Origin of the sequence: Micromonospora rubida, from assembly GCF_009908295.1 — a bacterium.
Taxonomy (GTDB): Bacteria; Actinomycetota; Actinomycetes; order Mycobacteriales; family Micromonosporaceae; genus Micromonospora; species Micromonospora rubida.
This window is the reverse complement of the sequence record NZ_JAAALO010000010.1, coordinates 130,162-144,563: the sequence shown is the minus strand read 5'-3', so window position 1 is coordinate 144,563 and position 14,402 is coordinate 130,162. Positions and strand designations below refer to the sequence as shown.

The 14,402-nt window shown below is 69.9% G+C and carries 13 protein-coding genes; 8 read left to right on the top strand and 5 right to left on the bottom strand.

The annotated features are described in order from the left end of the window. Positions 1-105 precede the first annotated feature (105 nt). From GVV04_RS27650 to GVV04_RS27640, 3 genes are read left to right on the top strand one after another with little or no spacing between them, the layout of a single operon-like run. Positions 106-411 carry a DUF6403 family protein gene (locus tag GVV04_RS27650; RefSeq protein ID WP_161691914.1) on the top strand — a complete coding sequence of 102 codons (306 nt, stop codon included), beginning with the start codon at positions 106-108 and terminating at the stop codon, positions 409-411. Beyond that, on the top strand, positions 408-1,814 hold the full coding sequence (locus tag GVV04_RS27645; RefSeq protein WP_201754243.1) for a hypothetical protein: 1,407 nt from the start codon (positions 408-410) through the stop codon (positions 1,812-1,814). Before GVV04_RS27650 ends, GVV04_RS27645 begins: the two co-directional genes overlap by 4 nt. Continuing rightward, complete coding sequence (locus GVV04_RS27640) at positions 1,811-2,749, top strand: hypothetical protein (protein ID WP_328822600.1); 939 nt, start codon at positions 1,811-1,813, stop codon at positions 2,747-2,749. The genes GVV04_RS27645 and GVV04_RS27640 overlap by 4 nt, the downstream gene beginning before the upstream one ends. 99 nt (positions 2,750-2,848) lie before the next feature. On the opposite strand, the gene GVV04_RS27635 is transcribed toward GVV04_RS27640, so the two are convergent. The 4 genes from GVV04_RS27635 to GVV04_RS27620 form a co-directional block, all read right to left on the bottom strand. Continuing rightward, positions 2,849-4,522, bottom strand: a complete 1,674-nt coding sequence (locus GVV04_RS27635) for a glycoside hydrolase domain-containing protein (RefSeq protein ID WP_161691913.1) — start codon at positions 4,520-4,522, stop codon at positions 2,849-2,851. Between the two features lie 1,142 nt (positions 4,523-5,664). After that, positions 5,665-6,219, bottom strand: a complete 555-nt coding sequence (locus GVV04_RS27630; protein WP_161691912.1) for a GNAT family N-acetyltransferase — start codon at positions 6,217-6,219, stop codon at positions 5,665-5,667. Further along, positions 6,216-6,470, bottom strand: a complete 255-nt coding sequence (locus GVV04_RS33615; protein ID WP_235967137.1) for a UTRA domain-containing protein — start codon at positions 6,468-6,470, stop codon at positions 6,216-6,218. Before GVV04_RS33615 ends, GVV04_RS27630 begins: the two co-directional genes overlap by 4 nt. A 349-nt stretch (positions 6,471-6,819) precedes the next feature. Continuing rightward, positions 6,820-7,611: a GntR family transcriptional regulator gene (locus GVV04_RS27620; protein ID WP_161691911.1), complete on the bottom strand. Its 792-nt coding sequence runs from the start codon at positions 7,609-7,611 to the stop codon at positions 6,820-6,822. Between the two features lie 227 nt (positions 7,612-7,838). Between GVV04_RS27620 and GVV04_RS32430 the strand changes: the two genes are divergently transcribed. The 4 genes from GVV04_RS32430 to GVV04_RS32425 all read left to right on the top strand — a co-directional run bounded on the left by GVV04_RS32430 (position 7,839) and on the right by GVV04_RS32425 (position 10,819). Continuing rightward, positions 7,839-7,985: a hypothetical protein gene (locus tag GVV04_RS32430; protein WP_201754242.1), complete on the top strand. Its 147-nt coding sequence runs from the start codon at positions 7,839-7,841 to the stop codon at positions 7,983-7,985. After that, entirely contained in the window at positions 7,982-9,226 is a 1,245-nt protein-coding gene (locus GVV04_RS27615; RefSeq protein ID WP_161691910.1) for a helix-turn-helix domain-containing protein, read from the top strand. Before GVV04_RS32430 ends, GVV04_RS27615 begins: the two co-directional genes overlap by 4 nt. Positions 9,227-9,599: 373 nt before the next feature. After that, positions 9,600-10,265 (top strand): Abi family protein, encoded by a 666-nt coding sequence (locus tag GVV04_RS27610; RefSeq protein WP_161691909.1) that lies wholly within the window; start codon positions 9,600-9,602, stop codon positions 10,263-10,265. 341 nt (positions 10,266-10,606) lie between these two features. Then, positions 10,607-10,819, top strand: coding sequence for a hypothetical protein (locus GVV04_RS32425; protein ID WP_201754241.1), 213 nt, complete (start codon positions 10,607-10,609; stop codon positions 10,817-10,819). Here the strand turns inward: GVV04_RS32425 and GVV04_RS27600 are convergent. Further along, a complete protein-coding gene (locus GVV04_RS27600; RefSeq protein ID WP_161691908.1) occupies positions 10,806-11,882 on the bottom strand; it encodes a hypothetical protein in 1,077 nt (358 codons plus the stop codon). The genes GVV04_RS32425 and GVV04_RS27600 overlap by 14 nt on opposite strands. 1,345 nt (positions 11,883-13,227) lie before the next feature. On the opposite strand from GVV04_RS27600, the gene GVV04_RS27590 reads away from it, so the two are divergent. Further along, a complete protein-coding gene (locus GVV04_RS27590) occupies positions 13,228-14,346 on the top strand; it encodes an acyltransferase family protein (protein ID WP_328822614.1) in 1,119 nt (372 codons plus the stop codon). The last annotated feature ends 56 nt before the right edge of the window (positions 14,347-14,402 follow it).

Below are 14,402 nucleotides of genomic sequence, written 5' to 3'. Positions count from 1 at the left end.
ACGGGACAGGCACACGAGTGCACCGTGCCGAACGTTTTGACATGATCGGCGGTACCCGCTTGTCTCGGCGACTGACGCCGCCCCCTCGGCACAAGGCTGGAGCGCATGTCACACACCCTCCCGATCTGGCTGGTGGGCGGCGTGCTCCTGCTGGGTGCGGGCTTCGCGACGACCCTGCTGCCCTGGTGGCGGGCCCGGGAGCAGGCTCGCCGTACCGCCTGGTCCACCGCCCGCACGGAGATCGACAGCGCGGCCGTGAGCCGGGACGCGGCCGCGACCCGGGTGCCCGAGGCCGAGCAGTTGCTCGCCCGCGCCGAGCTGATCGCCGCGGGCCGGGGCGGGCCCGCAGCGGCGCGGGCGGCGGCCGGGTACGCCCGGCAGGCCGACCGGCTGTGGCGGGAGCACGCATGACCGGCCGCCTGGGCCGAGGCCCCCGCGAGCTGCTGCGCTGGGCGTTCCTCGGCATCGCCGTGGTCGTCCTGGTGGTCTTCCTGCTCGCCCAGCGGCAGAGCGTCGACGTCAGCTACGGCAGGTCGCCGTCGTCCTCGGCCGGGGTCGAGGAGGGTTCGGCCGGCGAGCTGAGCGACGCGAGCGTGCCCTCTGTGGCCGAGATGACCGCGCTGGTGGCCGCCCACCCCGTGGTGCGGCTGCCAGGTTCGACCGCGCGGTGGGACGAGCAGCGGATACGGGAATTCATCGGAAACCGGGACGTCCGCATCCTGGTCGCCCCACCCGGACTGGACGAGGACGAACGCGAACGGGTCCGGGACGTGCAGAACGCGACCGTCCGGGTGATCGGCACCGAGGTGACCGGCAGCATCTACCAGGCCACCGCCGACGACCTGCCCAGCTGGCGCGACCAGTTCGCCGCCGGCGACGTGACGGTGCCGTTGGCGGCGCTCATCGCGAAGCTGACGGACCAGCCCACGCCGCCCGACCGCGCCGAGCTGCGGTGGCGGGAGCCGACCGACCGTGAGCTGGCCGTCGTCGCCGCCGATCTGCGGGCCACCGGGCTGCACCGCGCGCCCGGGGCCACGCTCACCAAGATTCCCGCCGACAACGCCAGGAACGCCTTCCCGGACGGCGCCCGCTTCGTCGCGCTTCCCCCGCAGCGCGACGGCGCACCTGTGCCCCGGTACGGTCCGGCGCTGACCAGGCTCTTCCCGGGCACCCCGATCGTGGTGCTGTACGGCCTCTGGATCGAGTACCACGGCCCGGGGCACGACGACTTCGCCGAGCTGGCCGGGGCGAGCTTCTACGGTCAGTTCGGCAGCCGGCTCAGCCGGTACGACTACCCACAGGGCAACGTGTTGGCGACCTACCTCGACCGGGTCACCGACGTCCGCTACGCGGGCCTGTTCGAGCGGCCCCTGCCGTACCGTCCGATCGATCCGCTGCGGGTGGCGCTGCCGGCGCTGCCGTGGGTGTTCGCGGTCTGCGTGGCGGTGTTCCTGATCCTGTCGATCCGGTCGCTGCGCCGCCCCGCGGCCGGCCCGGGGATCCGCCCGGGCAGCCCGCGCCCGCGTGAACCGCGTCGGCACCGCCCGCGCCGGGACCGCATCCCGGCGCGGTTGGCCGGTCTCACCGCCCTCGCCGTCGAGATGTCGCTGCTGACCGACGCCCGCAGCGATCCGGCGCTGGCCCGGGGCATCGTCAGGCTTCGGGCGGCGAGCGAGGCGCTCGGCGAGGGCCTGCCGGACCGGCACGTCCGGACGTTGCTGACGGAGGCGGCGGACGAGTTGGACGACGCCGCCCGCACGCTGGGCATTCCCGGTTACCGACCGTACCTCTACCTGCGGGAAAGGTTGTCGTGAGACCACCCGTACGACGCCGGCCTGCCGACCTGGTCGACGCGCCCTTCCGCCTCGCCGTGCTGGCCTGCGCGGTCCTGGCGGGTTGGGCGTTGTGGACCGGCGGCGCGCTGGACGGCCCGGTGGCCCGCCAGGTCCGCACCTCGTCGGTCTACGCCGCGCCCGGCGTCGACCTGGACCGGGCAGCGGCGGAACGGGTGATCGGCAACCGCCGGCTGGTGGTGATCCTGCTGGAACCCGGCGCCGACCTTCGGGGTGCCTGCCACCAGGTGGAACGCGCCGCCGACGGGACGGTCGTGCTGGTGCTGAGCCGCGACGGGGACGACTACGACACCTACGGCTGTGCGCTGCTGCCCCGCCGCGACAAGGAGAACTTCGGCCGGGCCGCCGTGGCGGAGATGACCGTCGGCCGGGGCATCGACGCCTTCGTCGGCCGTCCCCTGGAGGCGCTGAAGGTCGCCACCGTCAACTACGACCTGCTGGTGAAGAGCGGCACCGTTCCCGACGGGGCCCGCACGATCAGCCCGTCCCTGCCCCGGTACCTGCTCGCGGCCGCGGCGATCGTGGGCGTCGTCGCCGGAGCGACGGGGCTCTACATCGGAGGCCGCCGGGCCGGCCGGCTCGCCGCGACCCGCCGCAGCCGGCGCGACGAGCACGCCGACGACCGCAGCGCGCTGAGCGCCGCCGCCGCCGTGCTGGCCCAACAGATCATCGACCTCGACCAACGGTACGCCCTGGCGGACCGCCGGCCCGGCGGCTTCGACCGGAACTTCGGCCGGAGGTACCTGCGGCTGACGTCCGAGTACGCCGAGCTGCTCGACGGCATCACGGCCGTCGACGGCGACGACGAGGCTGCCGTACGCGAACTCACCGAGCGCGTGGACGCGCTGAGCCGGCGGGCCCGGTCGATCGCTGGGGTGCGGCCCGAGAAGAGCTGACCTGCCATGGGTACGGTCGGCCGGAGCCGATGGCCCGGGTCGACCACATCGGCCCGGACCATCGGCTGTCGCGTCACAGCCGCTCGTTCGTGCCGCCGGTCAGGCGCGGGTGATGCGGACCGCGTCGGCGATGACGTAGCCGGTGCCGCTGGTCCACCGGCTCACGCCCACCTTGTTGCCCGCGCCTGCGGCCAGCGTGAACACGCCGAGTGACACCCATCGTCCCCCGTTGAGACGCTGGTTCACCTTCACCGTCTGGCTGCCGCTGGTGGTGGCGACGACGTACGGGGTCGAGTCGTTGTAGCCCGGGTCGGCCGGGTACCAGACCGAGACCTCGTAGCTGCCGGTCTCCGGGAGGTCCGCGGCGAACCAGGCGGCGTCGCTGGCGGGGGTCGGGGTGGCGAACCGGTAGTCGGTGCCGAACCGTTGACTGGAATAGGCTGAGACGCTCCAGTTCGCGCTCGCGGTGAACCGGCCCGTGGTGGTGTTGTCGACGGTGACGGTGAACCCCTGCGGCGGCTCCGTGGTGCCGGTCGAGACGTCGAGATAGTCGCGGTCGATGTAGATCGTCACGCCGCCCCAGGTCTCGCTGGTGTCACCGGTGTACTGGTGGATGCGCTGGTGGTTGCTGTAGTACGCGTCCGGGCAGTAGTCGCCGGCGTCGGTGTTCGCCACGCCGTTCCACCAGCCGAGGTAGAGATGGTCGACGCGGGTGTACCGGGTGTCGTTGTACGCGTTGCACAGATCCCGGACCCCGGAGGAACCGCTGGAGTACATGCCCGAGAGGTAGCCGAGCGTGTGGAGCCGTTCGGTCCAGCCGGAGAGGTACGAGAGCACGGCCGCCTTGCACGACTCACCCGCCGGGTACTGCTCGATGTCGTTGTAGATCGCACTCCCGGCGGGGATGCCCAGCGCCTTGGCCGCGTTCACCGCACTGGTCGCCCGGGTCGCACCCTCGGACCGCGCCGTGGCGGGGTCGTACGACATCTTGGGCAGGCGGGTGCCGCACGGCGCCTGGCGGTCGAGCTCGATGGGGATGAGGTGCCAGCCCTTGGCGGCCTGGTTGGACACCCAGGTCGCGGTCAGGTTGGCCTGGGTGCAGGATCGGCTCGCGCCGCTGATGTAGATGCCGACGGCGCGGTAGGGCGAGCTGTTGCGCCAGGTGTCCATCGTCGACTGCGACGGGGCGGTGCACGTGTCGAAGCCCTTGCCGGTGTAGGTGCCCGGCTGCGGGCCGGGCGCCAGCGACGGCGCCACCGTGGCGGGCGTCGAGGCCGCACGGACGGCGTCCAGGGACACCGGCCTGGCACCCGCGCCGAGCTTGGCGGCGGCCAGGATCCGGCGGACCGCCGGCTCGGTCTCCGGGGTGTGGAGGGCCGTGACGAGTACGCCCGCGTCGCGCACCGCGACCTGGGCCGTCCCGTCGCGGGACACCAGGGCATCCACGGTCGCCCGGCCGCTGGCCGTGACGGCGGTGTCCGCGCTGAGGCGCTCGGTGGTGACGGCGTCGATCGGCTCGATGATCAGTCCTGCCGTACGCCCGACCAGCCCTGCGGGGCACCAGGGCTCGGCGCTCGGGTGACCGAGGTAGACCGTGAGTCGGTCGAACCGGACGCACGCGTGCGGGTCGGTGGACAGGTCGACGACCTGCCAGTTAGCCGGCACCGACACCTGGTAGCCGCGGTAGCTGACGACCTGTTCGTCCGTGGGGGCCGCCCAGGTCGGGGTGGCCGCCACAGCCGGAGCGACGATGGCGGCCGTGAGGCCGGCCATGATCCTTCTTATCCTCATCGAGGCCTCTCCGTGGGTGAAATCCTTCGCGAGCAACGCCGAACTTGGCAAATTCCTACCATGCGAGGGCCGCTCGCGCCAGAGATTGGCGTCGATGTGAACCGGGCCGCTTCCCGTCACACGCCGGCACGGGTCGTCAGCAGACGATCGTGAAGCCCCACCCCGGGGGCGGGGCGGGGGCGGAACGCCGACGCTGACATCGTCGCCGACCGGCGGGCAACACCGCAGCGGCCCCTTTGCTCTGCTGCCCCCTGTGCAACGCTCGCGGAGCGTTACGGTTCTGCTGGCCTCTCGTGTTCCTGGCGTGGGTGCCGCTCTGCGGCAGGTATGTCTCCCGGCGCCCGTGGAGCTGAGTCGGATACGACATCAGCCACGCTCGCCGTGCCCGGCGACCGCAAGCGACGACCCGACACGGCGGTGGGTAACCGACGGCGGTGGCCCGACCGGCCGTGAGGACGTGGACGACTCAGCTCCATAGGCGCCGCCCCATGGCATCGACCGCCTCGCCCACAGCTCCGCCCCGGCCACGGCCCTCACGCCTCGGCAAAGCCGGGCGGCCCTCCCGGCCTGGGGTGGCTGGCGGAGACGCGCCCTTGCTGGCGGGAGCAGCGCAGGCAGAGCCGTTTCAGAAGATCGTCGAAGTTCTCGAAACGAGCCCCCGGACCCTCACGCCACGCCTACGAGCGCCATTTCCGACGCCCACCCGGGCCACGGCTGGCCGCATGGAAGACCTTGGATGGAAGTGGCCCCTCCAAGGGCCATTTGCTTCCAAGATCCTCAGTTATCCCAAACAGTGGAACGTAAGTCCCGTTACATGGACGGCTGCGGGCAGGTTCGGCGGGGGCGGGGGCGGGGAACAAGCGCAGCAGGACGGGCGTCGGTGGGTGGTGCCGGCGGCGGGACCAAGTAGCCGAGTTGCGCGGTGATCGCCGCACCGGCGGCTATCCACGTACACGGCTCCGATCCTGCGCGGCACCGGACACTCCGCGACTTTGCCGCCGCCCCGGCCACGGCCACGGCCCCGGACCAACCAGGGACCGCACCCGCGATAAACGCAATGACCCTGGCCGAGCACTTCGGGCTGCCGGATGCGTGTGGTGCGGCCTGGCACGGTTCCGGAACGGTCATGCCGCCTCTGTCTTGAGCCGGCCTTTCAGGTAGGGCTGGGATGGCCGTTGAAAACACGCGCCGGAGACGCGGGATTCGACGGTGCGTATGTGTCGAAAGCCCTGCCGGCGGTAGTAGTTGTGCAGCCGGTGATTGGTGGTCCAGGCGTCGAGCCGCAGCCACGTCAGCCCCGCCTCGTATGCCCGGCCACCAGCCCAGTCCAGCAGTTCACCGCCAAGGTTTTCACCGGCATGGGCAAGCGGGATCATCATCTTTGCTGCGTATATCGCGTCGGCCGGGTCGTCCTCGGGGTGCCACAGCGCCTCGGGGTCCCGGTCTGGCTTCCACAGGCTGTCGACGTCCACATACGCGGTCAGGGTGATGGTGGCGATCGGGTCGTCGCCCTCCCAGACCATCCACGTCTGTCCGGCTGAAATCGTCGATGCCACGGCGGAGCGGGGCAGCGGGATGGACCACTGCTCTTCGCCCCGGGCGGCAAGCCACGACACGCGCTCGTGCCGCCAGCTCATGATGACGTCGACATCCCTCAGCCGGGCCGGCGTGACGATCATTCTGGGGCTTCCTCCGGGCGGAATCTGGCGATGATGTGTACGTCTCCGTGGGTGGTGACGATCTGGTTGCGGTCGCCGGCGAACACGTTGAAGGACACCCGCACGGGGCGCTGCTCGGTGTAGCCGGTGCGGATGTGCAGCAGGATCGTCGTGCCGGGCTGCAACCCGAGCAGCCTCGTTTCCTCGGGCGTTGGCATCCGGGAGACGTACTCGTCGTAGAAGGCCGTCTGCTCGTGACCCCGTTCGGCCAGGAGCCGGGGCGTGGAGGCGTTCGGCGAGGTCGGGCGAGAGCGACTGGATCGTCAGGGAGAACTCCTGTGACGCCTCGTAACCTTGCGCCACAACCTCCGACCGCCACGCGTCTGTCTCGGCCGTCGGCTGGGCAGGCATCTCGGCACGATGAGCGTGGAACGTCAGGGTGACCTTCCTTTGGACGATCATGCCGCCGCCGCGCCCCGGCACCCTGTGCACCAAGCCCTCGTTGACCAGCAACGCGGTGGCGTCGCGGACCGTGTTGCGTGAGACGCCGCTCGTCAGAAAGCGAGGGTCCTCCAACTGGACACAAGGAAAGATCAGTCAGAAGATTCTCAAACCGCCCCCTCAGGACACCTCGGTCTCGTCGGGTGGCGACCAGGGGTCGACGGGCACCTCGTAGACGAGCCGGTAACGGTCACCGGGGAACACGATGTCGGCGGTCTCCACTGCGGTCTGCCCGGCGAAGTAGGTGCGCTCGACTGCGATCACCCACATGCCACCGCGCCGGTCGAGTTCGAGGGCATCAGCCTCTTCGGGCATCGCCGGCCGGGTGGTGATCTCTTCCACGAACCGGTCGATGGCCACGCCGATGAAGTCCATGCGGGCGATTACGCCGACGATCGGCCCTTGCTCGGGGTACTCGACCGGCGTGCCGCCAGTGATGGTCAGCGGCTCATACGAGTAGGCGAGCTGGATCGGGATCCCGTCAGCCAGGTAGCGGTACTTGGTGTACATGACCTCGTCCTCGGGCTGGATCCCGAGCCGTTCGGCGGTGCGGGGTGCTGCGGGGATCTTCTTGCTGTCTGACTCCCAGCTCGGTCGCTTGCCTACGGCTTCGCTGTCCCGGGCGAACAGTGACGTGCTGCCGATGCGCTTGCGCAGGTCCCGGGAGTGGGCGCGGCGCACGAGCTGGGTCCGGTCGCGGACGTAGTTGCCGGACCCGCGTCGGCCCTCGATGAGTCCTTCGCCGCGGAGCAGGGTGAGGGCGTGCTTGATGATCGTGGTGGAAAACCCCCAGCGCTGCTGAAGTTCCTTCTCGGTGGGGAGTTTGTCGCCGGGGGCCAGCTCACCAGAGAGGATCCGCCAGCGCAGGTCGTCCACGACGCGCTGGTAGTTGGGCGGTTCCTTGCCGGTCATGGATGACCCCTTCGAGTCGGCGCACCTGCTTGCGCTCAAGTCGACCATGGCTCCCCAGCCGCAGCAAACAGAGGCCGGGTCTTCATGATCCGCAAGTAAGTGCTATTAGCTTCTTTACTACACCTGAGTAAGTGCGCTAACTTTTCCTGGCAGAGCATCAGCCCTCGCACCAGGAGCCGAGCGGGCAGCGCCCGGCTCACCCTCGCCAGAAGGTGAGAGTGATCGTGATGTCCGAAGTCGTGTCGGCCGTGTTCGGAGGGCTGGTGCCGGGCTTTCTGCTCGGGCTGCTCGCGTTCCGGGTCAAGTCCCGGTGGTGTCCGCGCTGCGGGGAGTCCACGTTGGCCATGCAGCCGCCGACGGAGCAGGAGCGATGACGGGGCCCGGCAGGCGCACCGGCAACGAGTTGCCGATCGGGCGGCGGGTGGCGGAGCTGCGGATCAACCGGGGCATGAATCAGCAGGTCTTCGCCGACCGGGTCGGCAAGTCCAAGAGCTGGGTGGACAAGGTCGAGCGCGGCGTCCGTACCCTCGATCGGCTTTCGGTGATCGAGACGGTCGCCGCGGCCCTCGGCGTCGCCCCGACCGTCCTGCTGGCCGGCAAGGCCCAGCGGGGACCGGCCGCCGACACCGACACCGGCAGCGCCGTGGAGCGGGTGCGCGAGGCGTTGGCGCGCTACGACGTACCCCGGCTCGGCAGCGACGGCCCGCCGGCGTCGTCGCTGCGGCAGCTTGACGGCCAGGTCGGGTACGCCTGGACGGCGTACCGCAACGGCCACCACGCCCAGGTGTTGCGGATGCTGCCCGACCTGCTCGGCGACAGCCGCCGGGCCTACCACGTCCAGACGGACGACCCGGCCGCCGCCGACCTGCCGGTGCGGGTGTACCGGCTCGCCGCCCAGGTGCTGGCCAAGCTCGGCGAGGCCGACCTGGCCTGGCTGGCGGCCGACCGGGCCATGACCGCCGCCGCCGGTGATCCACGTCGGGCGGCCCTCGCGGCGGTCTCCCTCGCCCAGGCGCTCCGGGCGCTGCGGCGGGGGCGGCTGGCGATGGCCGCCGCCGCCGCCGCCACCGCCGCACACCGGCTCGACCTGGCGCCCGCCCGCGCCTTCCTGCCGGAGGAGCCCGCGCTGACGGGGACCCTGCTGACCGAGGCCGCCCTCGCCGCCGCCGCGTGCGGGGCCGCCGCCGCCACTGCCGAGTTCACCGAGCGGGCGGCCCACCTCGCCACCGCCCACGGCGAGCGGCACCATGGCGACCACGACGGCATCGGGTTCGGCACCGTCACCGTCGAACTCGCCCGCGCCCTGACCGCCATGCGCCTCGGCGACCACCACTGGGCCGTCACCGCCCACCGACGCGCCACCGCCGACGACGCCTGGCGCCTGCTCCCCGCCGAGCACCGGGCCGCCCACCTCATCGACATCACCCGCGCCCACCTCGACCTCGGCGACCACCACGCCGCCGGCCGCGCCCTGGTCACCGCCGACGGCATCGCCCCCGCGGAGACCCGCCTCCGCCCCGCCGCCCACGCCGCGCTGACCGCCGTGCTCCGCGCCGGACCCACCGCCGCCGACGTGGCCCGCCTCGCCGCCACCATCGGCCTGACCCGCCAGTAGCCACACTGAACGGTGCCGCCGCCCGCCACTGGGCGGCGGCACCGACTCGTTCTACAACTCGACGGACGGTCGGTGGTACCGGTTGTGAGGCAGGCTCATTGCCGGGCAGGCTCACGCTCGTTGAGCAGGGCATGTCGACACGAACTGCGGGCGCGTGGCATCAGCCAGAGCGGTTCTACGAGCCACTGGGCCACCCGTTGACCGGCCGGCCACGGTCAAGAAGAGGTGCTGGTGGGGATGCCCAGATAGGTGGCCTTGCCCCTGGACAAGTCAAAACCCCGGCTGCGTGCCCACGAGGGGCAGAGGCTGACCGGGGTCTTCGGGGCAAGCATAGCGTGTTTCTCCAGCTTGGTGAGCGGGAAGGTGACGTCGGTTGAATGTTGCTGAGCTGACGACGTTGGAGCGGCGGTGGTCGCCGGAGCGGCTGACGCCGTATCGGGCCGCAAGCGGCGGAGACCTCGCTGCCGCAATGGCCCTCTACGAGTGGAACGCCGAGGTCTCGGCAGCATTGGGTACGACACTGGGCCATCTGGAGATCCTGCTCCGCAACGCCCTGCATGAGGAACTGATGGCGTGGTCACGGCGGCGGTACGCCGAGCCGAGCTGGTATCTCGATCCGGGCGCGGCGCTGACCGACGAGGCGCACCGGGATATCGCGAAGGCGCGCATCCGGGCGACCCGGGACGGGCGTCAGGAGACGCCTGGCCGGGTGGTCGCCGAGTTGAACCTCGGCTTCTGGCGGTTCCTGCTGGCCACCCGGTACGACGCCACGTTGTGGCGCGGCTGTCTCTACCGGGCGTTCCCTGGTCAACGCCGCCGAACAGTACACAGCGCGGTCGGTCGTCTCCACGAGGCCCGCAACCGCTTGGCCCACCACGAGCCGATGTTCAACCGGCCGGTCGCAGACCTCCGCGCGACAGCCATCCAGGTGGCCGGCTGGCTCTGCCCGGTGACCCGAGACTGGATCAACGCCCGATGTCGGGTGCACCCGCTGCTGGCTGCCAAGCCGAGGCCCGTGATTCCTCAGCCGCGCCGTTGAACAGCGTGACGGCCACGGGAGTGTCATGGCTCCTCTCACTGGGCAGATCTGCTGCTACCGGCGCTGAGCTGGGACAATACAGGCCGCCGATCGACCCCTATCCGAGGCCGATTTAACCGAGGCTGGGAAATCGCGCCAGCCGCTACGATAGGTTCCGCCAGGCCCTGCCAGAGTTCGATGCCCTGTACTCGGCGTTCGCGCGCACCGGAGGCCCGACCAGTGACGATGCGCTGGCTTGTCTGCGTCAGGCTGCCCACTGCCGCGCGGAGCTGGGCGAGGCCACCGTCGCGCTACGCCAGTTCCGGCAGGCGCTCACCCACGTCCGCGCCGCCGAGGGCGACGTGTCCTTCGACGCCCTGGAACTGCGCCGCAACATCTGCAGGCTCCTGCTCGCGGAAGGCAATGCCGAACAGGCGCTTGCCGAGCTGGTGCCGCTGCGTGAGGACCTCTCGCTGGTCTACGGGCCGGACCACGAGGAGACCCAGGAAATCGCCGATGTTCTCACCCGGCTACGCCACGTCGACGGTGAAACAGGGCCGGTCAGCGGACGGTGACGATGACTGACTCGGCTTCGCCGACGCCGCCGACGAGGCCATCGAGCGCGCGGCCCGCCTCGCCGCCACCGTCGGCCTCACCCGGCAATAGACAACCGCACCGAACGACAGTCGACCAGGGCGACCCGGTCACGCACCTCCATGCACTGGCCGTTGCTGCCTCTGGCAGCATGGTCAGCGGCTTTCTCGGGTTCCATCTGGCTATTGGCGCTAGGTCAACCGCCAGCACCTCGGAGACGTAGGGTCGCTCGACGAGCCGGATCGCCCGATCTAGTACCTGGTCGCTGGTGAGTTGAAGAAGAGTGACCGCGCAGAACTCCGGCATGGCACCTCGACTGATCCACCGGCCGTGCCCCACAATCTCACTGATCTCGACTTCGGGCGAGCTGATGTGGCATTCCTCCCGCAACTCCCGCTCAGCACCGCGGAGGACGATTTCTCCGATCGTCAGCCCGGTTCCATCCTGCGGTACGTCGCGGGGCTCGAGAGCGCCAGAGCCGGATGGGGCGATGAGGCCGGGGCTTCCCACATTGTCCTTGGCCTGGGCCACAAGGATCAGTTGACCGTCCGTGGTGAAGGCCAGGGACGAGACGCCGACCGTGTTCGCGAGTCGGCTGCGCCGGAAGGTCATCAGTTGCCCACGCTGATCGAGGATTAGTTCCCTTCCCCGGAGATGCGGCAACTTCCGCCCTGTTTCCCACACATCAAATGGGGCGAGCAGGTTGCTGCAGAAGAAGTCGAAATAGCGGCCGGGCCTGAGCTTGACGACTACGTCCTCATCGCCGGAAGGCAGGTCAGAGGCCAGGCCGAGGATGTCGCCGTTGTACATGGCAGCAACCCGGGCCCGGCGCCCAAGGAAGTCGAACGACCAGATCTTGAGCTCGCGAGGCAGGCGGTACGGTGAGCTTTCGAGCTCGGCTCGGACAGCCTGGCTTCGAAGTCGCGCGCACTCTTTTGTCATTACCACGCCGACATCGTGTGCGCTTTCTACGATCGGCCCGAAACTTGCCAGTTGACTTGAAAGGTCGCGGTAGTCGTCGCCGTCCCGAGACTGGAACCGCACCAACCGAGCCCGGCGGCGATTGGCTCGGATCTCCAGTAGGGACACGAGGCAGCCAACAACTGCTGCTAGGACACTGACTGCTGTGGGAGGGTTGTCCAGAGCCGTGGCGGCTCCGAAAGAAGTCAGCGCAATTCCCGCAGTGGTGACTCGATAGCGCCACAGACTTCTACGCCAGATGCCCATCGTTGTCACGGCTTCCTCGCAGTTCCCAGCATCCGCGCCCTCCCCAGTGCGACCTGACGTTGCCAGCCGCATTGTAGCTACGCTGCGACAGCGCCTTTGGGGCCGGATATTCAACTTAGGGGCGTGGCTTGCATTTGTCGTAATTAATAGTGACTGAGGATAGTCGGCTGAAATACCTTGCACTGTCAACGCCCGGAAGGCGCTGATGGTGACGTGTGAGCGAGGCAGCAGGCAGGAAGCCCCGACCGGCCGGCGTCCCGTCTCCCCCGATACCACCCGGGGTCCTTGCGGTGTCGCGGGTGCGGTCCCCGGTCGGCCGGGGACCATGGTCTGGGCGGAGCTGTGGGCGCGGCGGCTCGGTGCCGTGGGACGCCACCGCCGACAGCATCGCCCCCACCGAGACCCGCATCCGCCCCACCGCCCGCACCGCACTCCCGGCCGTCCTGCACGCCGGCCCACCGCCGCCGACGTAGCCCGCCTTGCCGCCACCGTCGGCCTCACCCGGCAATAGACAGGGTTGTTGCGGGGGCGAAGCTCAGCATCCACCGGCGGCGGGGGCCTTGGAGTCGCGTTCGTCAACCAGGGCGACCCGGTCACGCACCTCCACGCACTGCCCGTCGCTGCCCTGGGTAGGGCCCTTCGATGACTCACCTGATGCGGGAGGTGCTTCCTGGGCCAGCCGCTTCACCACCTCATGTCGCAGGGGTCACGATTGGTCGCCGATGGACTGAGCCAGGCAGGCCAGGCCGAAAGCCAGGGCAATGCATTCATTTAGCTCGAATGAATTAGGTATCCGGCCATTGCCGCAACTATCTCGGCTTTCCACAGAAAGCGGTCGTCGACTGCTCCACCACTGCGATCCGGCTGGGCCGGCCAGGTATCCCATTCACGACATGTCACAGCATTCACGACGCCACGCGTCTCGACAACAGAACGATTCCCTGCTAAAGATGGCCACGAATGTAGCCAGCCTCATGCTCATAGATTTAGGTCAAGCTTTCTGAATTCCCCTCAGGAAGAATGGTGTCCGCTCCAGCCGACCCGGCGCATTTAACGCCCGTCCAACCCCGCCGGCCCCGAACGGCCGGCGCCATCGCCGGCCGTCGACGAGCCGAGCCACCCAAGTCCGCCCGACCGGCCGCGCTCCAGATTCCGTGGCGACATCGGGGGAATCCGCGCGGTCGCCGTGGTGATGGTGATGCTGTTCCACGCCGGCGTGCCGGCGCTCTCCGGCGGCTTCGCCGGCGTCGACGTCTTCTTCGTCATCTCGGGCTACCTCATCACCGCCCAACTGCTGTCCGAACAGGACCGGACCGGCGGGGTCTCGCTGATCGCCTTCTACGCCCGCCGGGCCAAGAGACTGCTGCCGGCGGTCAACGTGGTGCTGCTGACGACAGCGGTGTTCGTGTTCCTGATGGTGCCTCGTGGCCGGTGGGGTCAGATTGGCGGCGACATCGTCGCCGCGGTGGCCTACCTGCTGAACTGGCGGCTGGCCGAGCGCTTCACGCACCCCGACCCGACGATGCCGCCGTCCCCCGTCCAGCATTTCTGGTCGCTTGCCGTCGAAGAGCAGTACTACCTGATCTGGCCGTTGCTTGTCCTGCTGGCGGTGGCGCTGGCCAAGGTGTCCGGCACCCGGCTGAAGCCGGTGCTGGCGACGGCGCTGGGCCTGCTGGCCGCCTGCTCGCTGGCCTGGTCGGTAACCACCACCGTCGGTGCGCAGTCCCCGGCGTTCTTCCAGACCACCAGCCGGATCTGGGAGTTGGCCGTCGGCGCCGGCGTCGCCATGTCGGTCGGGGCCTGGGCCCGGCTACCCAAGCCGGTCGCTGTCGTGCTGGGCTGGGCCGGGTTGGCAGCGGTGCTGGTGACGTGCCTGTTCTTCACCCCGATGATGGACTTCCCCGGCTACACCGCCGCCCTGCCGGTACTAGGCACCGCGGCGGTCATCGCGGCCGGCTGCGCCACGGCCCGGGGCGGGGTGGAGACTCTGCTCGGGACCGCGCCACTGCGCTGGATCGGCGCGCTGTCTTACTCGCTGTACCTGTGGCACTGGCCGATGCTCGCGATCGCGGCCACGTACTGGGGACCGCTGTCGACGTCCACCGGACTGCTGGTGATCGCACTGTCGATCGCCCCGGCCTGGTTGACCTTCCACTTCGTCGAGAACCGCATCAGGTACTCCCGGCGGGTCTCGCAGTCGCCACGGCTCGCCCTGGGCATCGGGGCCGGCTTCTCCGCGCTGGGCGCGCTGGCCGGCGTCGCGCTGCTGCTGGCGAGCTGACCGGGTCAGGCACCGGCCGCATGAGCGGTCGGTGCCGGACCGACGGCCGCGACGTC